Source organism: Streptomyces sp. NPDC025618 (assembly GCF_055558795.1).
This window is the reverse complement of record NZ_JBVHLW010000011.1, coordinates 113,896-139,378: the sequence shown is the minus strand read 5'-3', so window position 1 is coordinate 139,378 and position 25,483 is coordinate 113,896. Positions and strand designations below refer to the sequence as shown.

The 25,483-nt window shown below is 72.8% G+C and carries 20 protein-coding genes; 9 read left to right on the top strand and 11 right to left on the bottom strand.

Translation table 11 applies throughout. The features are described 5' to 3' along the window. Positions 1 to 41: 41 nt before the first annotated feature. The 3 genes from ACZ4A5_RS13470 to ACZ4A5_RS13460 all read left to right on the top strand — a co-directional run bounded on the left by ACZ4A5_RS13470 (position 42) and on the right by ACZ4A5_RS13460 (position 4,592). The gene (locus tag ACZ4A5_RS13470; protein ID WP_467582182.1) at positions 42 to 1,502 is read left to right on the top strand and encodes an NCS2 family permease; all 1,461 of its coding nucleotides are present in this window, start codon (positions 42 to 44) and stop codon (positions 1,500 to 1,502) included. 52 nt (positions 1,503 to 1,554) lie between these two features. Continuing rightward, positions 1,555 to 2,709 carry an XdhC family protein gene (locus ACZ4A5_RS13465; RefSeq protein WP_467582181.1) on the top strand — a complete coding sequence of 385 codons (1,155 nt, stop codon included), beginning with the start codon at positions 1,555 to 1,557 and terminating at the stop codon, positions 2,707 to 2,709. A gap of 98 nt (positions 2,710 to 2,807) precedes the next feature. Beyond that, a complete protein-coding gene (locus ACZ4A5_RS13460; protein WP_467582179.1) occupies positions 2,808 to 4,592 on the top strand; it encodes an FG-GAP-like repeat-containing protein in 1,785 nt (594 codons plus the stop codon). 22 nt (positions 4,593 to 4,614) lie between these two features. On the opposite strand, the gene ACZ4A5_RS13455 is transcribed toward ACZ4A5_RS13460, so the two are convergent. Further along, on the bottom strand, positions 4,615 to 5,601 hold the full coding sequence (locus tag ACZ4A5_RS13455) for an endonuclease/exonuclease/phosphatase family protein (protein WP_467582177.1): 987 nt from the start codon (positions 5,599 to 5,601) through the stop codon (positions 4,615 to 4,617). Between the two features lie 523 nt (positions 5,602 to 6,124). On the opposite strand from ACZ4A5_RS13455, the gene mgtA reads away from it, so the two are divergent. Then, the gene (mgtA, locus tag ACZ4A5_RS13450; protein ID WP_467582175.1) at positions 6,125 to 8,896 is read left to right on the top strand and encodes a magnesium-translocating P-type ATPase; all 2,772 of its coding nucleotides are present in this window, start codon (positions 6,125 to 6,127) and stop codon (positions 8,894 to 8,896) included. Positions 8,897 to 8,940: 44 nt separating this feature from the next. Further along, positions 8,941 to 9,726, top strand: coding sequence for an MgtC/SapB family protein (locus ACZ4A5_RS13445; RefSeq protein ID WP_467582173.1), 786 nt, complete (start codon positions 8,941 to 8,943; stop codon positions 9,724 to 9,726). Between the two features lie 51 nt (positions 9,727 to 9,777). Here ACZ4A5_RS13445 and ACZ4A5_RS13440 read toward each other — a convergent pair whose 3' ends face one another. The 3 genes from ACZ4A5_RS13440 to ACZ4A5_RS13430 form a co-directional block, all read right to left on the bottom strand. Then, on the bottom strand, positions 9,778 to 10,644 hold the full coding sequence (locus tag ACZ4A5_RS13440; RefSeq protein ID WP_467582171.1) for a DUF2127 domain-containing protein: 867 nt from the start codon (positions 10,642 to 10,644) through the stop codon (positions 9,778 to 9,780). A 224-nt stretch (positions 10,645 to 10,868) separates the two neighbouring features. Further along, the gene (locus ACZ4A5_RS13435; RefSeq protein WP_467582169.1) at positions 10,869 to 12,569 is read right to left on the bottom strand and encodes an IucA/IucC family protein; all 1,701 of its coding nucleotides are present in this window, start codon (positions 12,567 to 12,569) and stop codon (positions 10,869 to 10,871) included. Further along, the gene (locus tag ACZ4A5_RS13430) at positions 12,566 to 13,756 is read right to left on the bottom strand and encodes an ATP-grasp domain-containing protein (RefSeq protein WP_467582232.1); all 1,191 of its coding nucleotides are present in this window, start codon (positions 13,754 to 13,756) and stop codon (positions 12,566 to 12,568) included. Before ACZ4A5_RS13430 ends, ACZ4A5_RS13435 begins: the two co-directional genes overlap by 4 nt. A gap of 189 nt (positions 13,757 to 13,945) precedes the next feature. On the opposite strand from ACZ4A5_RS13430, the gene ACZ4A5_RS13425 reads away from it, so the two are divergent. Next, positions 13,946 to 14,368 (top strand): hypothetical protein, encoded by a 423-nt coding sequence (locus ACZ4A5_RS13425; protein ID WP_467582167.1) that lies wholly within the window; start codon positions 13,946 to 13,948, stop codon positions 14,366 to 14,368. Between the two features lie 183 nt (positions 14,369 to 14,551). After that, complete coding sequence (locus ACZ4A5_RS13420) at positions 14,552 to 15,430, top strand: TauD/TfdA family dioxygenase (protein ID WP_467582165.1); 879 nt, start codon at positions 14,552 to 14,554, stop codon at positions 15,428 to 15,430. Positions 15,431 to 15,662: 232 nt separating this feature from the next. Here the strand turns inward: ACZ4A5_RS13420 and ACZ4A5_RS13415 are convergent, their stop codons facing one another. The 6 genes from ACZ4A5_RS13415 to ACZ4A5_RS13390 form a co-directional block, all read right to left on the bottom strand. Continuing rightward, the gene (locus ACZ4A5_RS13415) at positions 15,663 to 15,878 is read right to left on the bottom strand and encodes a DUF6243 family protein (RefSeq protein WP_467582164.1); all 216 of its coding nucleotides are present in this window, start codon (positions 15,876 to 15,878) and stop codon (positions 15,663 to 15,665) included. Between the two features lie 284 nt (positions 15,879 to 16,162). Continuing rightward, the gene (locus ACZ4A5_RS13410) at positions 16,163 to 16,540 is read right to left on the bottom strand and encodes a nuclear transport factor 2 family protein (protein ID WP_467582163.1); all 378 of its coding nucleotides are present in this window, start codon (positions 16,538 to 16,540) and stop codon (positions 16,163 to 16,165) included. 151 nt (positions 16,541 to 16,691) lie between these two features. After that, positions 16,692 to 17,855 carry a magnesium and cobalt transport protein CorA gene (locus tag ACZ4A5_RS13405; RefSeq protein ID WP_467582161.1) on the bottom strand — a complete coding sequence of 388 codons (1,164 nt, stop codon included), beginning with the start codon at positions 17,853 to 17,855 and terminating at the stop codon, positions 16,692 to 16,694. Between the two features lie 382 nt (positions 17,856 to 18,237). Beyond that, positions 18,238 to 19,575, bottom strand: coding sequence for a diaminopimelate decarboxylase (gene lysA, locus ACZ4A5_RS13400; RefSeq protein ID WP_467582159.1), 1,338 nt, complete (start codon positions 19,573 to 19,575; stop codon positions 18,238 to 18,240). 51 nt (positions 19,576 to 19,626) lie between these two features. Then, entirely contained in the window at positions 19,627 to 20,031 is a 405-nt protein-coding gene (locus ACZ4A5_RS13395; protein ID WP_467582158.1) for an SAV_915 family protein, read from the bottom strand. A gap of 247 nt (positions 20,032 to 20,278) precedes the next feature. Continuing rightward, the gene (locus tag ACZ4A5_RS13390; RefSeq protein ID WP_467582156.1) at positions 20,279 to 21,109 is read right to left on the bottom strand and encodes a helix-turn-helix transcriptional regulator; all 831 of its coding nucleotides are present in this window, start codon (positions 21,107 to 21,109) and stop codon (positions 20,279 to 20,281) included. A 153-nt stretch (positions 21,110 to 21,262) separates the two neighbouring features. Between ACZ4A5_RS13390 and ACZ4A5_RS13385 the strand changes: the two genes are divergently transcribed. Both ACZ4A5_RS13385 and ACZ4A5_RS13380 read left to right on the top strand, forming a co-directional pair. Next, positions 21,263 to 22,960 (top strand): AMP-binding protein, encoded by a 1,698-nt coding sequence (locus tag ACZ4A5_RS13385; RefSeq protein ID WP_467582230.1) that lies wholly within the window; start codon positions 21,263 to 21,265, stop codon positions 22,958 to 22,960. Then, positions 22,957 to 24,591 carry an AMP-binding protein gene (locus ACZ4A5_RS13380; RefSeq protein ID WP_467582155.1) on the top strand — a complete coding sequence of 545 codons (1,635 nt, stop codon included), beginning with the start codon at positions 22,957 to 22,959 and terminating at the stop codon, positions 24,589 to 24,591. Before ACZ4A5_RS13385 ends, ACZ4A5_RS13380 begins: the two co-directional genes overlap by 4 nt. A gap of 141 nt (positions 24,592 to 24,732) precedes the next feature. On the opposite strand, the gene ACZ4A5_RS13375 is transcribed toward ACZ4A5_RS13380, so the two are convergent. Then, a complete protein-coding gene (locus ACZ4A5_RS13375; RefSeq protein ID WP_467582153.1) occupies positions 24,733 to 25,407 on the bottom strand; it encodes a hypothetical protein in 675 nt (224 codons plus the stop codon). Between the last annotated feature and the right edge of the window lie 76 nt (positions 25,408 to 25,483).

The window sequence follows — 25,483 nt, the reverse complement described above, 5'->3', positions numbered from 1 at the left end:
CGTCCGGCCACGGGGGCCCCTCTGAACCTTGGGAAGGCATCATGACCCAGTCATCCGTGGAGACCGGGGCCACGGCGGAGGGCACGGGCGCGGGCCTGTGTCCGCCCGCCGGGCGCTCCCCGCTCGACCGGTACTTCCACATCAGCGAGCGAGGCTCCACCGTCGCACGCGAGGTGCGCGGCGGCATCACCACCTTCATGGCGATGTGCTACATCCTGCTCCTCAACCCGCTGATCCTCTCCGGTCCCGACTCCACGCGGCACACCCTGGACCACGCCGGGCTCATCACCGCCACGGCGCTCGCGGCCGCCGTCAGCACCCTGCTCATGGGCTTCGTCGGGAAGGTGCCGCTCGCCCTCGCCGCCGGCCTCGGCGTCTCCGGCGTGCTCGCGACCCAGGTGGCACCCCACATGACGTGGCCGCAGGCCATGGGCATGTGCGTGCTCTACGGCGCGGTGATCGTGCTGCTGGCCGTCACCGGCCTGCGGGAACTGATCATGAACGCGATTCCGCTCGCCCTCAAGCACGCCATCACCATGGGCATCGGGATGTTCATCGCCCTCATCGGCCTGGTCAAGGCGGGCTTCGTGCACGCTTCCAGGGGCGGCGGACCGGTCACCCTGGGCCCCGCGGGCGAGCTCACGGGCTGGCCGGTGCTGATCTTCTGCGTCACGCTGCTGGCCGTCCTGATGCTCCAGGCCCGCGAGGTCCCCGGCGCGATCCTCATCGGCATCGTCTCCGGCACGGTCCTCGCCGTCGTCGTCAACGCCGTCGGCCATCTCGGGCCGGGCACCTGGCAGAACGGCGCGCCCGCGCTCAAGGGCAGCGCGGTCTCCATGCCGGACTTCTCCCTCTTCGGGCACGTCGAGTTCGGCGGCTGGGACTCGCTCGGGGCCATGAGCGTGGGGATGATCGTCTTCACTTTGGTGCTGGCCGGCTTCTTCGACGCGATGGCCACCATCATCGGCGTCGGCACCGAGGCCCGGCTCACCGACGCCTCCGGCCGGATGCCGGGCCTGAGCAAGGCGCTCTTCATCGACGGCGCGGGCGGCGCGATCGGCGGCGTCGCGGGGGCCTCGGGCCAGACCGTCTTCATCGAGTCGGCGACGGGGGTGGGCGAGGGCGCCCGCACGGGCCTGTCCTCGGTGGTCACCGGACTCTTCTTCGCCGCCTGCCTGTTCTTCACCCCGCTCACCCGGATCGTGCCCGGCGAGGTGGCCGCCGCGGCGCTCGTGGTGATCGGCGCGATGATGATGAGCAACGCCCGGCACATCGACTGGAACGACCGGGCGGTGGCCGTCCCGGCCTTCCTGACCGTGGTGCTGATGCCCTTCACCTACTCCATCACCGCGGGCGTCGGCGCGGGGGTCATCGCCTACACGGCCATCAGGACGGCCCAGGGGAGGTGGCGCGAGCCGGGCCTGTTCATGTGGCTGCTGACGGCGGTCTTCGCCGTGTACTTCGCGCTGCACCCGATCGAGCGGTGGCTGGGCGCGGCGTAGGAGGAAGCCGCGCGGCCGCCACCGCACCCACGGATCACCCGAGGAGAGAGACATGCTGGAGCTCGCGGAGGAGCTGCACCGCTGGTGCGAGCAGGGCCGGGACTTCGCCGTCGCCACCGTCGTGTCCGTGCGCGGCAGCGCGCCGCGGCAGCCCGGCGCGGCCCTGGCCGTGGACGCGGACGGCGCTGTCATCGGGTCCGTGTCGGGCGGGTGTGTGGAGGGCGCGGTCTACGACCTGTGCCTGGCGGCCCTCGCGGACGGCGGGAGCGTGCGCGAGAGCTTCGGCTATTCCGACGAGGACGCCTTCGCGGTCGGCCTGACCTGCGGCGGCGTGATCGACATCCTCGTCACCCCGGTCCGGGCGAGCGCCCCGGACCGCGGGGTGCACGCGGCCGCGCTGGCGGCCGCCGCGCGCGGTGAGACCGCGGCCCTCGCGCGCGTCGTGGACGGCCCGGCAGCGCTGCTGGGCCGCCCCCTGTTCGTACGGCCCTGCGGCACGCACGCGGGCACGCTCGGCGGCCCCGCCGCGCTGGACCGCGCCGCGCACCGGGAGGCGGCGGCCCTGCTGGACCTCGGGCGCACCGGGACGGTGGAGGTGGCGTACGGGGAGGAGCCGGCCCCGGACGGCGCGGGGACCGGCTCGCGCTGCGGTGAACAGGTCGTGCTGCTCGTCGAGTCCAGCCTCCCGCCGCCCCGGATGATCGTCTTCGGGGCGGTGGACTTCGCCGCGGCCCTCACCGGCGTCGGGAAGTTCCTCGGCTACCACGTCACCGTCTGCGACGCCCGCCCCGTCTTCGCCACCGCCGACCGCTTCCCCGCGGCGGACGAGGTCGTGGTGGACTGGCCGCACCGCTATCTCGACGCGCAGGAGCTCGACCGCCGCACGGTGCTGTGCGTCCTCACCCACGACGCGAAGTTCGACATCCCGTTGCTGGAACGGGCGTTGCGGCTCCCGGTCGCCTACGTCGGCGCGATGGGCTCACGCCGCACGCACGAGGACCGCCTTGGGCGGCTGCGGGAGGCGGGCGTGGGCGAGCGCGAGCTCGGCCTGCTGCGCTCGCCCATCGGCCTGGACCTCGGCGCCCGCACGCCGGAGGAGACCGCGCTGTCCATCGCCGCCGAGATCGTCGCCGCGCGGCGGGGCGGCACGGGGGTGCCGCTCACCGGCGCGCACACGCCCATCCACCGGGACGCGCGGGCGGCTTGACCGTACGGAGGAGGCCGTTCCGGGACGAGCTTCCGGCATGTTCACGCCAGTGTGGCAGGATGCCTCGATTGCAGGTTCAACCACCTCAGAGAGTCACCTTGTCACCTTTCAGATGGTCCCGCGCCACAGCCGTCGCCCTGTGCGTGGCCGCGTGCGGCACGACCGCCACCGCCGCCGTCGCGGCCACCCCGGGCCCGGCCGACGCCCGGTCCGCGGAGAAGTACTGGACGGCCGAGCGCATGGCCGCCGCCAGGCCCGCCGACACCGGCCGCGCCACCGCGCCCGCCCCGGGCATCGCCCGGAGCCGCTCGCTCGCCGGCGCCGCGCCCACCGGCACGCCGCAGGGCGCGTACGGCGACGGCATACCCATGGTCGGCACGTTCTTCAGCAGCGCCGGCACCGACGGGCCCACCTACTGCACCGCGAGCGTGGTGCACAGCGCGGGCCGCAACCTCGTGCTCACCGCCGGGCACTGCGCCAAGTCCCTCGCGGGCGGCGGCCGGCAGGTCTTCGTGCCGCAGTACCGCAAGGGCCTGGACGCGGCCCACCAGCCGTACGGCGTCTTCCCCGTCGACCGGGTCTTCACCGACCCGCGCTACACGAAGAACAGCAAGGGCCCCGACTCCGACCTGGACTTCGGCTTCGCCCGCCTCTCCCCGAACGCCCAGGGCGCCAACGCGGAGGACCGCACCGGCGCCCTCCGGCTGACCCCGACCCCGCGCTGGACCAGCACCGTCACGGTCGTCGGCTACCCCGGCTCGCACAACCCGGACCAGAAGGCCGTCAGCTGCACGGTGCCGACCTCGCGGCTCGCCGGCTTCCACCAGCTCCGGATGACGTGCGGCGGCTTCTACGGCGGCACCTCCGGCAGCCCCTGGATCACCAACTACGACGCCAGGAACCGCACCGGCGACATCGTCGGCAGCCTCGGCGGCTGGAACGGCGGCGGCAACGCCACCGGTGACGACTGGATCAGCTACTCCCCGGTCCACGACCACGAGATCCAGGACCTCTACCAGGACGCGGTCGCCGACCGCACGCCGGTCCGCGCCCTGTACCAGCCGCCCGCCGGCAGCGCCCGGCTGCCCGGCGCCGCGTCGACCTGGAGCCACGCGAGGTTCCTCACCTCCGGTGACTACACCGGCGACGGCCGCGACGACCTGATGACGGTCTGGAGCGACGGCGAGGTCACCCTCTACCCCGGCGACGGCAAGGGCGGCTTCGGCGCGGAGCAGCAGCTCGCGAAGCCGAAGAGCTACTGGCAGCGCGCCCAGGCCGTGACCGCCGGCGACTTCAGCGGCACCGGCCGTCCCGACGTCCTGGTCCGCTGGGACACCGGCAAGGTCAGCTATTTCCAGGACGTCGACGCGGCGGGCTTCGGCGGCAAGAAGGAGTTCACCCTCGCGGCCGCCGGTTCCGCGTGGAAGGACGCCGCGCAGATCACGGCGGGCCGCTTCAGCTCCACCGGCAAGGCGGCCGACCTGGTCGTCCGCTGGACCGACGGCAAGGTCACCCTGCACAGCGGCGTGAACCCCTCCGGCGCCGGCACCGAGCGCCGCCTCGCCGACTCCGGCTCCTTCTGGCGCAATTCCACGACCCTCGCCGCCACCCTCCCCGCGGGCCGGGACCGCTCACAGGTCGCTGTGCGCTGGTCCGACGGCTCGCTGGGCAGCTTCGCCCTCTCCGGCAACGGGCTCTCCGGTACCCGGCTCCAGGCGTCCAACCCCTCCTGGGCGGCGCCCGCGATGACCGCGGGCGACTTCGGTGGCTCGGGCCGGGCCGACGGCCTGGTCGTCCGCTGGGCCGACGGCGAGACCGCGCTCTACGACGGCACCGCCGCGGACACCCTCGGCACCTGGAACCCGCTGGTCAACACCGGCTGACCGACAGTCGACTGACACTTCGTCAGCCATGCAGGGCGGCATCGACCACCAGTGCCCGGTGGTCGGTGTCCGCCAGGTCCAAAAAGCGCGCCGCGCGCGGCTCGACCGCGGCGCTGACCAGCACATGGTCGATCTGCGCGCCCAGCGGCGGCGCGGTGAGCGCGGGCCATGTCGGCGTCCGCGCCCGGCCCGCCAGGGTGGCGCTGTCCCGCAGCCCGGTGTCCAGGACGGAGCGGAACGCCGCGTGGTCCTGCGTGGCGTTGAAGTCGCCCGCGATGACCGTGGGCACCGCGCCCCGCCCGGCGGCCACGGCCCGCAGCCGCCCCAGCTCCCGCTGCCACAGCGCCACCTGGCCGGGCTCCGGCGGCATCGGATGCGCCACCTGGAAGCGCAGCGCCATCCCCGCCACGCGCACCACCGCCCGCGGCATCGCCAGCGTGCCGCGCACCTCGCCGTCCGGCTCCAGCGGGAACCTGCTCAGGATCGCCGAGCCCTCCGCCCGGCCGTTCCCGGCGATCCGGCGGTACGGGTAGGCCGCGCGCACCTCCGGGCCGTCGAGGGCGACCGCGCAGTTCTCCGGCGCGCACTCCTGCACCGACACCAGGTCCGGCTTCTCCCGGCGCAGCGCCTCCAGCAGCCCCGGCGTCGCGCCGCCGAACTCCAGATTCGCGGTGAGGATGCGCAGTTGGGCCCGCACCGGGCCCGGCGCGGGCGGGGGCACGGCGTCGTACGGGCGGAGGAAGAGGGCGACGGCCGCGGCGGCGAGCAGCCCCCAGGCGCAGCCGACGCCCCACCGCGCGCCCGCCGCCAGCAGCAGCGCGACGGCGGCCGGCACCAGCAACCACGGCAGGAACGCGAGGAGTTGGGGCACCGGCGTGAAGGCGTCGGTCCCCAGCGCCCGGCACAGCGCCACCGCGCTCACGGGAACCAGCAGCACCCCCGCGCACCAGCGCGCCCAGCGCCGCCGCCCGCCCGGCAGCCGCATTCCCTTTCCGACGTCTTCGCGCATCGTCCGGCCTTCGTATTACCCGCCCGGGGCGGACCCAGTTGACTTCCTATGGCAAGCTAGAGGCTGAAGGTGCCGCTCCGGCCGCATTGACGCGTATTTTCACGGCGCGGCGCCTGTGCTGTCCGTGACGAGCGAGGAGGTGATCGGGATGACCAGTCGGAGTCCCGAGGGAAGTCCTCGCTACAGCCGGTCGGCCGCTCCTCGCCGAGCGTAGGCGCTCCGCTTCTCCCTTTCCGGGCGCGTACGTTCCGTTGATTCTCCACTGAGCTGACCTGCGGCAACGCCTTTTTCCGGCGTTCATTGCCGCGCCGTTGTCGCGAGCCCATTCCCTTTTCGGTGTTTCCGGCCTTCCCGGCCGTCGCATTCCCCTTTTCCGTGCCCCGGGGCGCTCTTCGCCGTCCCGTCGCGCGGCCACCCTTCACTTTTCCGTGCCCCGGCGCGGCCGCGCCATGCCGTCATGTCGCTGTGCCGTCGCGTCGCCGCGCTGTCGCGCCGCCGTGTGCCCGGAGAGAGGTTTCTCGCCATGACCCACACGACCCTCACCCCCCAGAAGCTCGCGCCGCCGGGCCGCGGCCGCCGCGACCGCAAGGCCGCGGAGCTCCAGGCCCGTACCCGCGAGGCCGGTGACCGGCTCGCCCGCTACAGCTCCCTGCCCGGCAGCCAGGTCCTCCAGGACGTGCGCGCTACCGCGCAGGGGCTGCGGCACGACGAGGCCGCCCACCGTCTGGAGCGGCACGGCGCCAACGTCGTCGCCCACGAGCGCGCGCCCCGCTGGTTCACCCAGCTCGCCAAGGCGTTCGTCAACCCCTTCATCGCCGTGCTCGTCGCGCTCGACCTCGTCATGCTCTGGCAGTGGCTCCGGGCCGCCGACGACGAGCCCTTCGACCCGGGCATCGCCATCCTCGCCACGATGGTGCTGGTCAGCGGCGCCCTGCGGTTCTGGCAGGAGTACCGCTCGGGACGTTCGGCCGCCGCCCTGAGAGCCCTGGTCACCACGACCACGGCCGTGCGGCGCCGGGCCGGGCGGGGCGAGCGGCCCACGACCGTCGAGATCCCCATGGACCAGGTCGTCCCCGGCGACATCGTGTGCCTGGCCGCCGGCGACCTCGTACCGGCCGACCTGCGGCTGCTCACCGCCAAGGACCTCATGGCCGGCCAGGCCGCGCTGTCCGGCGAGTCCCTGCCGGTCGCCAAGGCCGACACCCGGACCCACGACTACGGGCAGAGCGTCACCACCGACCCCGTCGAGGCCGACAACCTCTGCCTCATGGGCACCACCGTCACCTCCGGCACGGCCACCGGCGTGGTCGTCGCCACCGGCTCCGACACCTACTTCGGCTCGATGGCCGGCTCCCTGGCCGGCGAGCGCCCGCAGACCAGCTTCGACACCGGCGTCCGCAAGGTCAGCTTCCTGCTGATCCGCTTCATGCTGGTCATGGTCCCCGTCGTCTTCGCGATCAACGGCTTCACCAAGGGCGACTGGGACGAGGCGTTCATGTTCGCCCTCGCGGTCGCGGTCGGGCTGACCCCCGAGATGCTGCCGATGGTCGTCACCACCAACCTCGCGCGCGGCGCCGTCGCCATGTCCCGGCGCAAGGTCGTCGTCAAGCGCCTCAACGCCATCCAGAACCTCGGCGCCATGGACGTGCTCTGCACGGACAAGACCGGCACGCTCACCGAGGACCGCATCGTCCTCGACCGCTACCTCGACGTGCACGGCCAGGAGGACACCGAGGTCCTCGAACACGCCTACCTCAACGCCCACTTCCAGACCGGACTGCGCAACCTCATGGACCAGGCGGTCATCGACCGGGTGCTCGAGGCCGAGGAGGTTGTCGTCGACGCGCGCTTCACGATGGTCGACGAGATCCCCTTCGACTTCGCCCGCCGCCGGATGTCGGTGGTCCTGAGCCGCAACAGCCTCGCGGCGGCCCCCGGGCCGGGCGAGCACATCCTGATCACGAAGGGCGCCGTCGAGGAAGTCCTCGCGCTCTGCACCCACATGACGGACCGTGGGCAGCGGGTGGAGCTCACCCCCGAGCTGCGCCGGAAGGTCACCCGTACGGCCGAGGACCACAACCGGCGGGGCCTGCGCGTCCTCGCCGTGGCCACCCGCACGCTCCCCGCGGAGCTCCCCCATGGCCTGAACGGCATGGGAGGTGCCCCCACCGCCTACACCGTCGCGGACGAGACCGAGCTGACCCTCCTCGGCTTCCTCGCCTTCCTCGACCCGCCGAAGGCCGACGCGGCGCAGGCCCTCCAGGCCCTGGCCGACAAGGGCGTCACGGTCAAGGTCGTCACCGGTGACAACGAGCTGGTCGCCGCGCGCGTCTGCGCCGACGTCGGCATCGACGTGGGCGAGGTCGTCACCGGCGCCCGGATCGACGGCCTCGACGACGGCGAGCTGCGTGCCCTGGTGCGGACCACCACGCTCTTCGCCAAGACCAACCCCGTGCAGAAGGCCCGGATCGTGCGCGCGCTCCAGGCCGAGGGGCACACCGTCGGCTTCCTCGGCGACGGCATCAACGACGCCGCGGCGCTGCGGGAGGCCGACGTCGGGATCTCCGTGGACACCGCCGTCGACATCGCCAAGGAGTCCGCCGACATCATCCTGCTGGAGAAGGACCTGATGGTCCTGGAACAGGGCGTGGAGCAGGGCCGGACGACGTTCGGCAACACCATCAAGTACATCAAGATGACGGCCAGCTCGAACTTCGGCAACGTCTTCTCGGTGCTGGTGGCCAGCGCGTTCATCCCCTTCCAGCCGATGCTCGCGATCCACCTGCTGGTGCAGAACCTCGCGTACGACATCTCCCAGCTGGCCACCCCGTGGGACCGGATGGACCCGGAGTACCTGCGGCGGCCGCGCACCTGGGACGCCAAGGGCATCGCCCGGTTCATGCTCTGCGTCGGTCCGATCAGCTCGATCTTCGACATCACCACCTTCCTGGTGATGTGGAATGTCTTCGGCGCGAACAGCGAGGCGCACCAGACGCTCTTCCAGTCCGGCTGGTTCGTCGAGGGGCTGCTCTCCCAGACCCTCGTCGTCCACATGATCCGCACCCGCAGGATCCCGTTCCTCCAGTCCCGCGCCTCGGCGCCGGTGCTGGTCATGACCGGGCTGGTGATGGCCCTCGGCATCTTCCTGCCGTTCTCGCCGCTGGCGTCGGCGCTGTCGATGGAGCCGCTGCCGATGGCCTACTTCCCGTGGCTGGCCGGGATCCTGCTCACCTACTGCGCGCTCACCCAGGTGGTGAAGACCTGGTACATCCGGCGGTTCAGCACCTGGCTGTGACCGGCCGATAGGGATACGGACGAGAACGAGGAGGAACGTGCGGCATGGTCATCGTCAATGAGTGGCACATGGCGGCCAACATCGCGGCCGGCCTGGGCTTCGGTGCGATCATCGGGCTGGAGCGCCAGTGGCGGGCGCGCATGGCCGGACTGCGGACGAACGCGCTCGTCGCGGCGGGCTCCGCCCTCTTCGTCCTGCTGTCGCAGTACGGTTTCGCGGCGGCGACGAGCACCACGGGCTACGACGGCTCGCGGGTCGCCGCCCAGATCGTCTCCGGCATCGGCTTCCTGGGCGCCGGCGTCATCATGCGCGACGGGCTGAGCGTCCGCGGCCTCAACACCGCCGCCACGCTGTGGTGTTCGGCCGCGGTCGGCGCCCTCGCCGGGACAGGGCTGTACGTGGTCGCCGCGCTCGGCACCGTCGGCGTGGTCGGCGCGAACACCCTGCTGCGGCCGCTGGCCCGGGGCCTGGACCGGGGCTCGCACGGCGTCGAGGTGGCCACCGACTACCACTTCGAGGTCGTCTGCACCGAACCCGAGGAGGCCCACATCCGCACCCTCGTCGTGCAGGCCGTCACCCGTCCCGGCTTCCGGCTGCGCTCGGTCCACAGCAGTGACGCGGAAACGGGCAAGGTGATGGTCGCCGCCGACCTCACCACCGAGCGCCGCAACGACAGCCTCCTCGAAGAGGCCGTCAGCAGGCTCTCGTTGGAGCCCGCGGTCTCGGCCGTGCGCTGGACGGTCCTGCACGGGCCGGACGACACGGACGACGACTACCCGACGGAGACGCGCGGGCGGCGCCGGGTGCGGGACTTCTTCACGGGGCGGTGAGCGGGCGCGGGCGGCCTGCGCCGGCGCGCCTCGGAGGCCGCCGCACAGGGGTCACGGAGTCCGCGGCGGGGAGGCGGCGGGGCCGGGGTAGACGCGTTCGAGGGCGTGCCAGCCCGTGTCGTGGGCGCGTACGGCCTCCTCGGCGCGCCCGCCGCCGCGCAGGCCGAACAGCCGCTTGGCGAAGAGCAGATAGATCACGACCGCGAGATTGATGATCAGGGTGAGGACCTTGGTCGCGCTGACGCGGCCGGTGAGTTCGTAGACCTCGGGCACGAGCAGCACCGTGGTCGCCACGAACGTGAGGTACTCCGCCCAGCGCCGCGCCCGCCACAGGCCGACCGCCTCGACGCCTTCGAGCACCGCGTACGCCGCGATCACCAGACCGATGATCCACAGCGTGGAGGTGTGCGCGCGGAACGCCTTGTCGAGCTCGCCGAGCAGCCCGTGGCCGGACCGGCCGCTGGGGCCGCCCACGCCGTTCTGCAGGGCGTCCACGACGCGGTAGAACGGATCCTTCAGCCGGGCGCGCTCCCCGGCGAAGAGGAACACGGCGACCGCCAGCACGGCGAGCACCACGAAGTGCAGCATCCGGTCGATGGCGATCAGCCGCAGGACGTACCGGTCACGCAACGGCCTGCCCCGCAAGGGCAGGTCGACCGCCCCCCGGTCCGGCGGCGTCTCACGGCCGGGCCGCCGCGGCGCCGGGTGCGGCAGCCAGGCATCACACCGCAGACACCGGTGCCAGCGCACCCCGCCCGCCGCCTCCCGCACGAACAGCGCGTCCTCGGGCCGCACCCGCGCCGCGTCGGTCCCCTCCAGCCGGTGCCCGTGCAGCCCGCACTCGATCAGCTCGTACCACAACTTCCGCTTCCGCGGCCGCACGCCGGGTGCGTGAACCGCCTCGGGCTCGTCCGCCACTGCTCCTCCTCGGTACCGGCTCACGAGCCCGGCGTCAGGGCCGGCCCCGCCACCACCAGCGTAGGGGCGAAGAGGACCGCGGCCCAGGAGGAAGTCCCCCCGGAGGGGGCGTTCCCGCGGAGAAATACGCCGTGGGCGCGGCACCGGCGCCCGCGCCGGAGCGGCAGGCCGGCGCGGTGGCTGACGATGCCGTCGTCGTGCACCGGCGGCCCGGGGGACAGCGGTCATGCCGGCCGCCCCGGACCGGTGGGGAGCAGGTAGTTGGGCCCGTCGACGTAGTGCTTGTTGATGTCCACGGCCCCCGAGCGGTCCTTGCTGAACAGCGTTCCGGCGGTGACCATCGCCTTGATCGGCAACCGGGGCGCCTCGAGCACCCGGGCGCGCAGCACCGCGGCCGGGCCCGGGGGAAGCCGGTCGACGGCTTCGGTGAGCCGGTCCCGGAGGAGGCCCAGCCAGGTGTCCAAGGGGCCCCGGCCGCGTTCGGCCAGTTCGAAGGCGAGGGCAGCCGCGCACAGGTGCACGGGCACGGTCGTGAACAGGTCGGCCAGCGGGCCGTCGTCGGTGACCAGGGCCCGGGGGTCGGTGAAGCCCAGCAGCCCGGCGGCCGCGTCCCCGCCGATCCGTGCGGCAAGGCGCGCGGGGTGCACGCGTGGCCCGTCGTTGTCCTTGAGCAGCAGCCGCATCCGGGGGAGGCCGCCGTGGCGGTCGAGGACGATCGAGGTGTTCTGCTGGTGCGCCTCCAGCGCGACGCCATAGGAGAAGAGGGTGGTGTGCCAGTCCAGCAGCAGCCGGAGGTAGGCGTCGAACAGCGCGACCGCCGAGCCCCCGTAATGGCACGCGGCGAGCACGTCGATGACGGGACGGCCGTCGGGGCAGGTGGCCAGCAGGGCGGCGACCGGCACCACATGGGCGCCGTCGAGGCCGGGCGGGTAGCGGCGTACCAGCGCGGCCAGCAGTTCGTGGCCCGCGCCGAGGTGGGTGCGTTCATCGGTGAGCAGCACGGTGCCGGCGAAGCGGGGCTCGCGAGCGGCGATCTCCGCCAGCAGTCGCTGCCCGCACTCGCCGTTGGGCAGGACACCTGGTTTGATGGTGCGCCGGTTGAGCCGTCCCAAGGTGGACGTGGCCAGGGGGAGTTTGATGTGGACGCGGGGGTCCTCGACCACGGCGACGGTCCGCATGGACAGCGTGGGGACCACGGCCGGCCACGCCGTCTCGGCCAGCCGCGCGCTGCCGCCGAGGCCGGCGGCGGTGACGGCCTCGGCGAGCGGGCCCTCGGCGGTGAGCGGGTGAACGGGCAGCGCCAGGTCATCGCCGCCGGGCCGGGCCAGGCCGAGGGAGGCGGGGGCCGGCCACCAGCGCGGCAGCCGGGCCCGCCGCCCGAGGGTCAGCGCCTCACGCGGCAGGACGAGCCAGCGCAGGCCGAACGCGGGCCGGAATTCCGGTGCGTACGCGAGGAGCTGGCGCTCGTCGAGACCGTCGCGCACCCGGCCGGTGGGGTAGACGGGATGGTCCCGGAAGGCGGCCAGCGTCTCGAAGGCGAGGGAGCCCCGCACCCCCGTCCACTCCGCCACGGGCCCGTGCTCCTCGGCCAGCCTCCCGGCCACGCGCGACCACTCCCGACCCTGCAACCGGACCATGGCCACAGCCTGGTCGCATTCGGCGCGGAAGGCGTCGAAACCCGGCAGATCCCGCTCGGCCACGCCCTCGCGCAGCCGGTCCAGCACGGCACCGAGGCCGGGGAGCGGGCGCACCCGGATCTCGCACTGGAAGCCGTCGGGACGTACGGGAACGTCCACCCCGGGAAGGACGAGCCAGTCGCCGTCGGGCCGTCGCTCGACGACCGCCCCGGGGCGCAGGCCGTACGGGTCCTCCCGCAGCAGGGCGCCGAGGGCCCGGGCGAGGACTCCGTCCTCCTCCGCCGTCACGCGATCTCCCAGCGATGGGCGGCGCGGAACGCCGCCACGACCCGTCCGATCCGGTCCTGGTCGGGTCCGATGGCCCGGATGACGCCGAGGTGGTCGCGGTCGGAGTGGTGAAGGGGGTGCTCCTCGCCGATCTCGCGCTGCGGCCGGTAGACCAGCCGCACCCCGTCCCGGTCCCACTCCGTGGCCCCCGGTGCGGATGTGAGGGTTCCGGCGCGCTCGGCATGCACGGTCTCGATACGGAGCAGCCGGCCCGCTCTCCGTACGCCGAGACCGGCCGGGAGCGGGTGGCCGAGGTGGGTGCCGAGGATGTGCTCGAACAAGGGGATGCCGAGCGCCTCGGCGAGACCGAGGTCGCCCTGGTCGCCGGAGGAGCGGTAGTTGACCTCGATCACGCGGACCCGCTCGCCCTGGATCACGAACTCGGTGTGGCAGGCGCCGAACCCGACACCGAGGGCCTCGAGCCGCGCGACGACCTGCTCCACGTGCGTCGGCGCGGGCAGCAGATCGGCGCGCCGCAGGACGAAGTGCGGTGGCGTGACATCCACTTCATGGAAGGAACCGAGGATGTGCAGGACGTGCCCGTCCCCCAGGGTCTCCAGGCTGCGCAACGGCCCCGCGAGGTAATCCTCGACGACCAAGGGCAGGCCGGGCCGCCGGGACCACACGTCCCGGCAGTGGCGGAGCAGTCCCGCCCGGTCCTCGACCAGCCGGGCGTCCTCACTGGCCACCCCTTCGCGGGGTTTGACCACGCAAGGGAAGGGCGGCCGGACATCCTCCGCTTCCCGGGACCGGGTCAACTCCGCGCTCCATACGGTCTCCAGCCCCGCGTCGGCGAGGGCCCGCCGCATCTGCGCCTTGTTCTTGGTGAGCAGCGCGGCCCGCCAGCTCTTGCCCGGCAGGCCGAACCAGTCGCCGGCGAGCGCCGCTTGCACCTGGAGGTGGTCGCTGTTGGTGAACACGGCCTCCGGCCGGCGGCCGAGCGCCCCGATACGGGCGATCACCTCGCGGAAGTCGCGTACCTCGCAGGGGACGATGTCGATCCGGGGCCACACGCCCCCGTCGCGGCCCTCATAGGCCCGTCGGTGCGCTTCGGGCGCGTCGGTGAGCAGTGTGACGTCGAGCCCCAGCCGGGCGGCGGCCGGGAGATAGCCCTCGGTGACGGAGTCGGTCGGGGGCAGCGCCAGCATATACAGCACTAGGGAACTGTAGGACCGGCATCGGCCATGTCAACACCACGTCGGTGTCGTGCAGTTGGCCTGCCGCACGCCGAGCCGCCCGGTCCGTTCGCCCCGTAACCTCCGCCGCGTCCCACCGTTAGGCGAACGGTATGAGGAGCAGATCATTCAGCTCCGGAACCCGCCTTTCAAGGAGACCTGATGTCCGTACGGTCCTGGTTCGGCGCCGTGGCCCTCGCCGCCGCGACGGTCCTGTCCTGCACGCAAGCCGCCTCGGCCCACGGGGAGCACGGTTCCCACGAAGCGCATGCGACGCGCCTCGTCGCCGAGAACGCGAACGCCAACCTCTTCCCGCCCTCCGTCGGCGTGAGGGCCTTTCTGAACGACGCCGAGACCGGCAAGCCGCTCAGGGGCAAGCGTGTGGAGTTCACGACCCCCGACGGCACCGAGATCTGTCGCGCCGTCACCGGAGGCGAGGGCGAAGCCTCGTGCGTCGGACCCCTCCGCCTGGGTACGGCGAGCGCCGGCACGCTGACCAACGGCTACGTCGCCACCTTCCGGGGCGACGAGCAGTACGGGGCGTCGTACGCGTTCGGCACCATGGGCCTGCTGGTCCGCCCCTGAGGCGCCTGCCTGGCTTCCGGTCTTCAGGTCTTCCGGTCTTCCGGCCTTTCGGGAGGGAGGGCACCCTCTCCCAACGAGGGGTCTACGACGTCCTTTTGCCTTCAGTATGGGGAGCCGTGACGCATGTCCGGTCCGGTCTGCCCGGGGACGGCAAGGGTCCGCAAGGCTGGAAGGAGCCCGCTGATGGACATACCGGTCGCGGCCACGGGGCCTTCCGTGTGGGAGGGCGCGACGCTGGAAGAACGGGACTGGCTGGTCCCGTCGCACCCTTCGCTGCTCGCCCCGGCACCCGGGCGGGCCACCGACGAAGCGTCCTGGGGCCCGGAGGGTGCCGATGCCGTGGCCCGGGCCGCGCGGTGCCTGAGCCACGGCCCCGGGCTGGCCCTGGTGCGCGGCCTCGGCCTCGGCACGTTGACAGATGACGAGTGCGTCGAGGCGTGCCGGCGGTTCATGGCACCGCTGGGCGACGTGCGCCCCGCGCGCCCGGACCACCCGGGCGACGGCCTGGTGACGGCCGCGGCCCCCACCCCCGCACCCTCAGCACGTCCGCACGGCCCGGACACAGACCTCGCCCCGCACACCGACCGGGCGAGATTCCCCGGGCCTCCGCGGCTGCTGGGCATGCTGTGCGTCCGCCAGGCGCGCCACGGCGGCGAATCGGTGCTGGTGAGCGGCCACGCCGTACACAACGCACTGCTCAGGTCCCGACCGGAGGTCCTGCCCCACCTCTACCAGGACTTCCACTTCGGCCGCGGGCCGGACTTCGACCGCGTCTACCCCGTCTTCCGGCGCGGCGACGGCCGCCTGCGCGTGCAGTACAACCGCTACTGGATCACCCGCGGCCAGCAGGAACACGGACTCCCGCTGTCCACCGCTCGGATTGCCGCGCTGGACGCCTTCGACGAGGTCCTGGCGGACCCCCGCATGGCCCTGCGCGTACGGCTCCGCCGCGGTGACCTGCTACTGATGGACAACATGGCCATCCTGCACGGCAGGACTCCCTTCACCGACCCGCCCCCACCGCACGCCGGCCGCTGCCTGGCGCGGGTGTGGGCCGACTGATCGTTCTTCAGCCTCCGGTGTCGCGCTTGGCCGGCAGCCCCCGCTGTCATTCGCGTACGCGAAGCCGATCAAGGCGTCGCGCCCTCGCGGCTACAGCCCCCGTATCCCGCTGAGCGGTACAGGCCGCGCCGCGCCCGGTACGGCAGCGGTGCCCTGATAGGGCGGCAGGGCCCGGACCGTGCGTCGCGGTCCGGGCCCTGCCCATGCGGTGCCGCCCTGCGGCGGCGGTGCGTCAGCTCTGCGCGGTGTCGTTACTCGCCTGCCCGGCGGCCTCGGCCGCGCGTGCCTTCTCGCGCATCTTGCGCACCAGCTCGGCCTTCTGGTCGGCGGCATTCTGGCGGTCGCGGTTGCGGTGCGGACCGTTGTTCTGCCGTTCGGCGCGGGACAGCTTCTTGCGGTGGCCGCCGCCCTGGCCCACGGGGTTGTTGATGTTCTTGCTGTCGGTCACGGGTTCTCCCGGTGATGCTGTGAAGTGATCTACGGATTCATCGGTGGGGGACGGGCGCGGCGACGTCGAAGGACGTCAGCGGGGGCCCGTCACGCTCTCACTCGTAAATCGGTGTCTGGAAGAACATGACAGAGACGTTACCTGGTTCCGCTCGGTCCGCGCGCCAGGGTTTTCGCCGGGGCAGGCGTCCCCTCAGCACCCGCGGCCTGCCCCACCGCGAACCGCGGCCTCCGCACGCCGACGGGGCACGTTCAGAAGAAGGACAGCGCCAGAAGTTCCGGGCCTCAGGAGGCGAACGGCTCGATCTCCCCCGCGAAGACGATGATCTGGTCGATGAGGCTCCGTCGCAGGTGGACGACATCCGTTCCCGCCAGGCGGGGGCCTCCCTCGGGCGTGGTGAAGACCCACTGGTAACGGGCCCATTCGTCAGGCATGTCCACCGCCGAGCAGCGCACCATCGTGCCGGTCCCCGCCGGGTGGCGCCGGATGTCCAGCACGAACCGCTCGACCGCCCCGATCCCTTCGCTGCGGCCCAACGGCCCCCAGAAGACCACGTCCGAGGTCAGGGCCTGCGAGAGCAGGGCAGTCACATAGCTGTCGTCCGAGGCGTTGAACGCCGAGATGAACGTGTCGATCGCGGAGCGTGCGGTCTCTTCCTGCATGCCCCAGTAATACCAGCCGTTTCGCGCGCGCTCGTCCCCCGAGCCGCCTTCCGGTCCCGGTGAACCCTCCCGGTCACAGCACTGGGCAGCTTCCGGGGCGCGATCCGTGATTCGCTGCTGTTAAGTGGATCAAGGGGGCGTGTCTTGGCTGCTACAGCCAGTCCCGCCGCTTGAAGACGACATACAAGCTCACACACACCACGGCCATCAGCAGGATCGCGAACGGATACCCGGCCGCCCAGTGCAGCTCCGGCATGTGGTCGAAGTTCATGCCGTAGATCGTCCCCACCAGCGTGGGAGCGAACAGGATCGCGGCCCACGACGAGATCTTCTTGATCTCCTCGTTCTGCTCGAACCCCGCCTCCGCCAGCGCTCGCATCTCCGCGTTCTGCTGTTGGGTGACGAGGGTGGCGTTGACGGCGAGGATGTCGGCGAGGGCGGAGCGGAAGCCGTCCACCCGCTCGCTGGTGTGGGTGACGTGGTCGGCTACGTCGCGGAGGTAGCGCTGGAGTTCGTCGTCGGTGCCGTATTTCGCGAAGCCCGCCATGAGGTTGTTCAGCATGCCCACCAGGGGACGGGTCGCGCGCTGGAACTCCACCATTTCCCGGGCGAGTTCGTAGATGCGGCGGGAGACCTCGGGGTCGCCGCTGAAGACCTCGGTCTCGATCTCGTCGATGTCGTTCTGCACGCCGGACACCACGGGGGCGTAGCCGTCGACGACCGCGTCGAGGATCGCGTAGAGGACGGCCTCCGGGCCCAGGGCCAGCAGCTCGGGGGTGGCCTCCATGCGGCGGCGGACCGCCGAGAGGTCAGGGGCCGCGCCGTGCCGGACGGTGATCACGAAGTCGGGGCCGACGAAGAGATGGAGCTCGCCGAAGTCGACCTCCTCGGGGGCGTCCAGATAGCGCGCGGCCCGCAGCACCACGAAGAGCGTTTCGCCGTAGCGCTCCAGCTTGGGGCGCTGGTGGGCCTCCAGCGCGTCCTCGACGGCCAGCTGGTGGAGATCGAACTCCTCGGCCAGTGAAAGGAGTTCGTCCTCCGAAGGCCGGTGCAGCCCGATCCAGGCCATTCCCTGCGGCTGCTCGCGCAGCTGTCGGTAGGTGTCGGCCAGCGAGGTGGGGGTGGCGGCGCGGTGGCCGTCGCGGTAGACCGCGGCGTGGACGACGCTCGAGGCGCCGTCGTCGGCGGAAGGACCGGCGGTGGTCTCCGCCGGTGCCCGGCCGCCCGGCCCGTTCGCACGGGTACCCGTGGGCCGCAGCCAGGAGTGCTTCTTCGGCAGGGACCGCTCGCGGCGCGGAGGAGGGTTCTCGGGCATGGGGCGCACTCCCTCTCGCTCGGCTTCGGACCGCGAACAGGATATACGGGCCAAAAGAAGCGTTCGGGGCAGGTGTGGCGGATGAGGCCGATGTGAGCCGCGCCCGACGTCCCCGGCCGAGCCGCGCCCGACGTCCCCGGTCAAGCGCTCACGGCCCGGCGGCCCAGCGCCTCCCCGGCCCGGGTCCCCGCACCCCCAGCCGGGCACCCCCCGCGCCCAGCGGACAGACGACCCAGCGGACAGACGGCCCGGCGCCCCCAGCGGCCCGTGGGACACCAGTGCCCGGTGCCGGCTCGGGCCCAGCCCCAGGCCAGCCGCGCCCCCAGCGGCCCGGCGCCCCGGCGCCCCAGCGGCCCCGCGGCCCCGCGGCCCCGCGCGGCCGTCAGTCCCCCACGTCCCGGCTGCGCAGATCCTCCAGCGTCTCCCGCCGTACGAGCAGCCGTGCGCGCCCCTCGGACACCGCCACGACGGGCGGCCTGCCCACCAGGTTGTACGCCGAGGCCATCGACACGTGGTACGCCCCGGCCGCCGGGACGGCCAGGATGTCGCCGGGGCGGATGTCGCCCGGCAGCTCCACGTCCTCCGCGAGGACGTCGCCCGCCTCGCAGTGCCGCCCCACCACGGTCGTGGTCCGCGCGGGCGCGCCCGAGGCCCGGCCCGCCAGCCGGACGGTGTACCGCACGCCGTACAGCGCGGGCCGCGGGTTGTCGCTCATCCCGCCGTCCACGGCGACGAACGTGTGCCCGCCGGTCGTCTTGACCGACAGCACGCGGTAGAGCGCCACGCCCGCCGGGCCCGCGATCCAGCGGCCCGGCTCCACCGTGAGCCGGGGCACCGGCAGGCCGAACCTGGCGCATTGCAGGGCGAGTTCGGCGGTCACCCGCGTCGCGTACAGCTCCGGGTCGAGCACCGGGTCGCCATCCCGGTAGGCGATGGCGAAGCCGCCGCCGAGGTCCAGCTCGGGGAAGGTCACCCCGTGCCGGTCGCGGAGCAGGGCGAGCAGCGCGGTGAGCTTGCGGACGGCGGTGACGTACGGGCCGATGCCGGCGATCTGCGAACCGAGGTGGCAGTGCAGCCCGGCCAGTTCGAGCCGCGGCTGCGCCAGGATCCGCGCCACCGCGTCCTCGGCCTCCCCGCCCGAGATGGGCAGGCCGAACTTCTGGCCCTCCACCCCCGTCCGCACGGCCGCGTGCGCGCCCGCCGCGACGCCGGGCACGACCCGCAGCAGCACCCGCTGGCGGGCGCCCGGCGGCAGCTGCGCGGCGAGCGAGGCGATCTCGCCGGTGCTGTCGATGACGATCCGGCCCACGCCCAGGCGCAAAGCGTCCCGCAGGTCGGCCGGGCTCTTGGCGTTGCCGTGCATGACGATCCGCTCGGCGGGGAAGCCGCTGAGCGCGGCGAGCTCCAGCTCGCCGGCCGAGCAGACGTCCAGGCTCAGCCCCTCCTCCTCGACCCAGCGGATCATCGCGCGGGAGAGGAACGCCTTGCCCGCGTACGCGACGTCCGCGTCCGGCAGCGCGGCCCGCCAGGCGCGGGCCCGGCCGCGCACCTCGGCCTCGTCGATGACGTACGAGGGGGTGCCGAAGCGGTCGGCGACCTCCGCGAGGGAGACGCCGCCGACGGCCAGGCCGCCGGTCCGCAGCGGCTGTGTGGAGGCGGGCCACACGGGCACGCCCGAGGGGGAGTGGGCCGGGGCACATGCGGTGAGCGGAAGGGACACGGGAGCCTTCTCGGTGACGTGCGGTGCGGACGGGGCGGGCAGCGGGCGGCGTCAGTCGCGGGACGGGCCAGGGCTCCCGTCCGGCAGCGTGAGCGGGCCCGTGGGACGGACCGGCGGGGCGGTGAGCTGCGGGTCCACGGACACGAGGTCCACCCCGAGCGGCGCCGCGAGCGCGCGCACGGCGGGCAGCGCGAGGCGGACGGAGACCTGATCGGTCCCCAGAACGTCGGAAAGCCGCCGCTTCGTGGTGAAAGCGACGGCGGTACGGTCGCCCAGCGGCGATCGGAAGACCCGGAGCGAGAAGCCACTGGAGCAGCGCCGCACGGGTACGTGGAGCGGGAGTGCCCGGACGGTGGCCGGGCCGGTCGAATGGTCGGGTTCCGACGGCTCTCCGTCGTCGGCCTGCGGGCTGTCGACCGCCGCGATCGCGGCTGCTTCGGAGGGAGTACGGCTCAAGTGCATGACGATCCTCGGAAGGGTGTCGGTACGGCGGGGTGGTGCCGCCGCTCGCACACGCTATGCCCGGGGGCCGGGTGCGGGAGCCGTTCATTGACAGCCTGTTGACCCCCCGTGCCGCTCCTTTGACGACCTGTTGACACGGTTGCGGCATGGGGTGCCATCCGCCCACGGCAGAGGTTGCCGATGAGGGCGCGCACCCGCCCGCCGCGGGCGCATGACCTTCAAGCCCCCTCACCACCCCCGCTTACGGCAGCACCCCCGCCCGCCGGGCCGCCACCACCGCCTCCAGCCTCGTGTGTGCCCCCAGCTTCCGCATGCCCGAGCGCAGATAGCTCTTGACGGTCTCCGGCCGGAGGCCCAGCCGCTCCGCGGCCGCCGCGTTCGTCGCGCCGGAGGCCACGCACGCCAGCACGTCCACCTCGCGCGGGGACAGGTCCACGGCGGGCTCGGCGGCGCCGGGGGAAGAGGCCCGGGCCAGCCGGCCGCAGGCGGCCAGTAATTCCTGGCGCAGCCCGGGGTCCTGGACCCGCTGGGCCAGCGCGCGCAGCGACCCGTGGGCCTCGCGGACCTCCTCCCACATCGCCGGGTCCGCCGTGGTCGGCTGCTGTGCCACGGAGAGCAGCTGATGGACCTCGTCCCGCACGGCGAGGGTCTGTTCGAGGTCCCGCGCCGCGTCCATCGCGGCGCTCAGCGAGCGGTCGCCGAGCGCGAGCGGCCGCCGGAGCGCGCCGTAGAGGACACCGCGCACCCGCCCCCGTACGACCACGGGCACGGCCATGACGGAACGCAGGCCCTCCGCGGCCACCGCCGCGTCGTACTCATGGCTGATGACGTGCGAGGACTGATAGTCGGTGACGGACAGCGGCCGGCCCAGGGCGGCCGCCTTGCCGCCCAGTCCGCTGCCCGTGCGGATGGCCAGCCCGCGCAGCGCCGGTGTCGTCGTGCCGGTCATGTCCGATATCCGGAACTGCCGTGAGCTCGCCAGCAGTCCCCCGAAGGCGACCGAAAGCCCCGTGTTCCTGCGCATCCGCAGCAGAGCGGCCCGGACCTCGGCCGCCCCGTCAGGATCACCCATCACTGCCTCCCCAACCGGATGCGAAGTCGGAATCTCCGTATCCCTGAAATGCGGCTACCCCTGTCCGGGGGTGGTGAGACTCAGATCACCGTCGCACGATGCTAACCAGCGGGCCGGTCACCCGGACCGTGAACTGGAGGACACATGACGCCCATGCAGCTGACGGACGCGGTGCGGGGCCCGGGCGGGCCCACGGCGGAGTTCCGCGCGGCGCGCGACTTCCTGCTCGCGCGGCGCACGGACTACGCGGCCGCGTACGAGGGGTTCGGCTGGCCGCGTCCGCGGGAGTTCAACTGGGCGCTGGACTGGTTCGATGTCATCGCCGAGGGCAACGACCGCACGGCGCTGTGGATCGTCGAGGAGGACGGCGGTGAGGCACGGCTGTCGTTCGACGCGCTGCGGCGCCGCTCCGACCAGGTCGCGAACTGGCTGCGCGGGCACGGCGTCCGGGCCGGTGACCGCGTCGTCGTCATGCTCGGCAACCAGACCGAGCTGTGGGAGACCGCGCTCGCCGCGATGAAGCTGCGGGCCGTCGTCATCCCCGCCACCCCGCTGCTGGGCCCGGCCGACCTCGCCGACCGGATCGAGCGCGGCCGGGCGGCCCATGTGCTCGTACGGGCCGAGGACACCGGCAAGTTCGACGGCGTGCCCGGCGACTACACCCGGATCGCCGTCGGCGGCACCACCGCCCCGGGCTGGCTCGCCTACGAGGACTCCGCGACCGCCTCCGGGACCTTCACCCCCGACGGGCCGACCCGCGCCGACGACACGCTGCTGCTCTATTTCACCTCGGGCACCACCGCGCGCCCCAAGCTGGTGGAGCACAGCCACATCTCGTACCCCATCGGCCACTTGTCGACCATGTACTGGATCGGGCTGCGCCCCGGCGACGTCCATCTCAACATCTCCTCGCCCGGCTGGGCCAAGCACGCGTGGTCCAACCTCTTCGCGCCGTGGAACGCCGAGGCCACCGTCTTCGTGCACAACTACACCCGCTTCGACGCGGCCCGGCTGATGGCGGAGATGGACCGCTGCGGGGTCACCAGCTTCTGCGCGCCGCCCACGGTCTGGCGGATGCTCATCCAGGCCGACCTGGGCGCCCTGCGCACCCCGCCGCGCGAGGTGGTCGCGGCGGGCGAGCCGCTCAACCCCGAGGTGATCGAGACCGTGCGGCGGGCGTGGGGCGTCACGATCCGGGACGGCTTCGGGCAGACGGAGACCTCCGTGCAGGTCGCCAACCCGCCCGGCCAGGTGCTCAAGACCGGCTCCATGGGCCGCCCGAGCCCCGGCTTCACGGTCGTCCTCCTCGACCCCGTCACCGGCCTCCCGGCCGACGAGGGCGAGATCGCCCTCGACCTGCGCGAGCGGCCCGTCGGCCTGATGACCGGCTACGCGGGCGACCCGGAGCGCACGGCCGAGGTGATGGAGGGCGGCTACTACCGCACCGGGGACATCGGCTCGCGCGACGCCGATGGGTATATCACCTATGTGGGCCGCAGCGACGATGTGTTCAAGTCAAGTGACTACAAGGTCTCCCCCTTCGAGCTGGAGAGCGCGCTCCTCGAGCACGAGGCCGTCGCGGAGGCCGCGGTCGTCCCCGCCCCCGACCCGCTGCGGCTCGCCGTGCCCAAGGCGTACATCGTGCTCGCGGAGGGCTGGGAACCCGGCGCCGCCACCGCGAAGGCCCTCTTCGCGCACTCGCGGGCCACTCTCGCCCCCTACAAGCGCGTACGGCGGCTGGAGTTCGCCGAGCTGCCGAAGACCGTGTCCGGCAAGATCCGCCGCATCGAGCTGCGCGAGCGCACCGCACGGGGCGGCGGAGACGAATACCGAGAGGAAGACCACCGGTGACCACACCCGCGTACGCGGCCGGCAGCACCTCCGTCCCGTTGATCGACGACACCATCGGCGCCGACCTGGCCTTCACCATCGAACGCTTCGGTGACCGCGAGGCGCTCGTCGACGTCCCGAGCGGCCGCCGCTGGACCTACGCGGAGTTCGGCCGGGCCGTCGAGGAGGTCGCGCTGGGCCTGCTCGCGAAGGGGGTGGCGAAAGGGGACCGGGTCGGGCTCTGGGCCGTCAACTGCCCGGAGTGGGTGATGGTGCAGTACGCCACCGCCCGGATCGGCGCCGTCATGGTCAACGTCAACCCCGCCTACCGCGTCCACGAACTGGGCTTCGTGCTGCGACAGGCCGGCATCGGCGTGCTCGTCTCCTCCGTCGAGCACAAGACCAGCGACTACCGCCGCATGGTCGAGCAGGTGCGCGCCGACTGCCCGGCGCTGCGCGACGTCGTCTACATCGACGACCCCACCTGGGACGGGATGATCCGCCTGGGCGAGCGGGTGGCGCCCGGGCGGCTGGCCGAGCGGGAGGCACAGCTCGGCTGCTACGACCCGGTGAACATCCAGTACACCTCCGGCACCACCGGCTTCCCCAAGGGCGCCACGCTCTCCCACCACAACATCCTCAACAACGGCTATTTCGTGGGGGAGTCGGTCGGCTACACCGAGGCCGACCGGATCGCCGTGCCCGTGCCCTTCTACCACTGCTTCGGCATGGTCATGGGCAACCTCGCGGCCACCACCCACGGCTCCTGCGTCGTCATCCCGGCGCGCTCCTTCGACCCCGTCGCCACCCTGCACGCGGTCGAGCGGGAACGCTGCACCTCCCTCTACGGCGTCCCCACCATGTTCATCGCCGAGCTGAACCTCCCCGACTTCGCCACCTACGACCTCTCCTCGCTGCGCACCGGCATCATGGCCGGCTCGCCGTGCCCGGAAGAGGTGATGAAGCGGGTCATGACGGAGATGCACATGGCCGAGGTGGCCATCTGCTACGGCATGACGGAGACCTCACCGGTCTCCACCCAGACCCGGGCGGACGACCCGGTGGAGCGGCGTACCGGGACCGTGGGCCGGGTCCTGCCGCACCTCCAGGTCAAGATCATCGACCCGGACGGCGGCGCCACGCTCGCGCGCGGCGAGGCGGGCGAGCTGTGCACCCGCGGCTATTCGGTGATGCTCGGCTACTGGGACGAGCCCGACCGCACGGCCGAGGCCGTCGACGCCGACGGCTGGATGCACACCGGTGACCTCGCGGTGATGGACGAGGACGGCTACGTACGGATCGTCGGCCGCATCAAGGACATGATCATCAGGGGTGGGGAGAACGTCTACCCGCGGGAGATCGAGGAGTTCCTCCACTCCCACCCCAAGATCGCCGATGTGCAGGTGATCGGGGTCCCGGACGAGAAGTACGGCGAGGAGATCATGGCCTGCGTCGTCCTCCGCGACCCCGCCGCGTCCCTCAGCCGCGACGAGCTCGCCCGCTACTGCCGGGGCCGCCTCGCGCACTACAAGATCCCGCGGCAGCTGTGGATCCTGGAGTCCTTCCCCATGACGGTCAGCGGCAAGGTCCGCAAGGTGGAGCTGAGGGAGCGGGCCGCGGCGAGCGGGCTGACCGCCGCCCGCGCGAGCTGAGATGGCTGGAGGGGCCCGCGATCCCCCGTTCGTGTCGCGGGCCCGCGGCAAGTCTGTGCCCGGAGGGGGCCGGCATGCCATGCCGAAGTTCCGGTTCAGAGGAAGAATTGAGGTTGGCGGGGCGGACCGGGGCCCGCGTGATCAGGACGGGCCCCGCTCGACCAGTTCATCGGCCGCTCCGTTCAGTGGTTGCGGAGTGCCCGTCAGATCCATGACGAACAGCGGGAGTCGGAGCTCCTCGGCGCGCGATCTCGCGTCGCGCTCGTATCCCGCGAGGGAGAAGAAGGTGCCGGTCGCCGCGTCGTTCAGGCCGTGCAGCCACAGGCACTCGACCGCGCGCAGCGAGGTCGGCAGGGTGGTCGGGTCGATCCGGGCGACCAGTCCCTCGGCCCGCAGGTCGACCCCCGACTCGGCGGGGTCGCCCGGCCGGGTCACGTCTGCGAACCCAGCCAACTTAAGACACCCCTCGGCAACCACAATAGCGCCCTCCGGGGTGGAGATGGCCACCGGGCGGAAGGCGGGCCGCAGGGCCCGCGGCCCGCCTTCCGGGCCGCGCACAGGCTCGACGGGCAGCCGCACCACGGTGCCGCAGGAGCACCCGAACTCCGGCCGGGGCCACTGGTCCTGGCGGTCGCAGGCGGGGCAGCGGACCGCCACCCAGGAGTCGCGCCAGGTGCGGTGCACCAGTAACTCGGGTGAGGCGTCGGGCAGGACGGGCAGGGTGAGCGGTGCCCCGCACGCGCAGGGGAAGGTGGGCGGGGTGAAGGAGTGCTCCCGACGGCATGTCGGGCAGTGAACCGGCACGCTCTTGGCCATTTTCTCGGCTCCAGCAACGGGTCCGTGGGTGTGTGAGTACGGGCCCATCGTCCACGATGAGGGCGCGCCGGGGGCG

What these genes read in the sequence shown, in the direction of transcription:
- ACZ4A5_RS13470 (WP_467582182.1), top strand. Translation starts at nt 42, where the DNA reads ATGACCCAGTCATCCGTGGAGACCGGGGCCACGGCGGAGGGCACGGGC.
- ACZ4A5_RS13465 (WP_467582181.1), top strand. Translation starts at nt 1,555, where the DNA reads ATGCTGGAGCTCGCGGAGGAGCTGCACCGCTGGTGCGAGCAGGGCCGG.
- ACZ4A5_RS13455 (WP_467582177.1), bottom strand. Translation starts at nt 5,601, where the DNA reads ATGCGCGAAGACGTCGGAAAGGGAATGCGGCTGCCGGGCGGGCGGCGG.
- mgtA (WP_467582175.1), top strand. Translation starts at nt 6,125, where the DNA reads ATGACCCACACGACCCTCACCCCCCAGAAGCTCGCGCCGCCGGGCCGC.
- ACZ4A5_RS13445 (WP_467582173.1), top strand. Translation starts at nt 8,941, where the DNA reads ATGGTCATCGTCAATGAGTGGCACATGGCGGCCAACATCGCGGCCGGC.
- ACZ4A5_RS13430 (WP_467582232.1), bottom strand. Translation starts at nt 13,756, where the DNA reads ATGCTGGCGCTGCCCCCGACCGACTCCGTCACCGAGGGCTATCTCCCG.
- ACZ4A5_RS13425 (WP_467582167.1), top strand. Translation starts at nt 13,946, where the DNA reads ATGTCCGTACGGTCCTGGTTCGGCGCCGTGGCCCTCGCCGCCGCGACG.
- ACZ4A5_RS13420 (WP_467582165.1), top strand. Translation starts at nt 14,552, where the DNA reads ATGGACATACCGGTCGCGGCCACGGGGCCTTCCGTGTGGGAGGGCGCG.
- ACZ4A5_RS13410 (WP_467582163.1), bottom strand. Translation starts at nt 16,540, where the DNA reads ATGCAGGAAGAGACCGCACGCTCCGCGATCGACACGTTCATCTCGGCG.
- ACZ4A5_RS13405 (WP_467582161.1), bottom strand. Translation starts at nt 17,855, where the DNA reads ATGCCCGAGAACCCTCCTCCGCGCCGCGAGCGGTCCCTGCCGAAGAAG.
- ACZ4A5_RS13390 (WP_467582156.1), bottom strand. Translation starts at nt 21,109, where the DNA reads ATGGGTGATCCTGACGGGGCGGCCGAGGTCCGGGCCGCTCTGCTGCGG.
- ACZ4A5_RS13385 (WP_467582230.1), top strand. Translation starts at nt 21,263, where the DNA reads ATGCAGCTGACGGACGCGGTGCGGGGCCCGGGCGGGCCCACGGCGGAG.
- ACZ4A5_RS13375 (WP_467582153.1), bottom strand. Translation starts at nt 25,407, where the DNA reads ATGGCCAAGAGCGTGCCGGTTCACTGCCCGACATGCCGTCGGGAGCAC.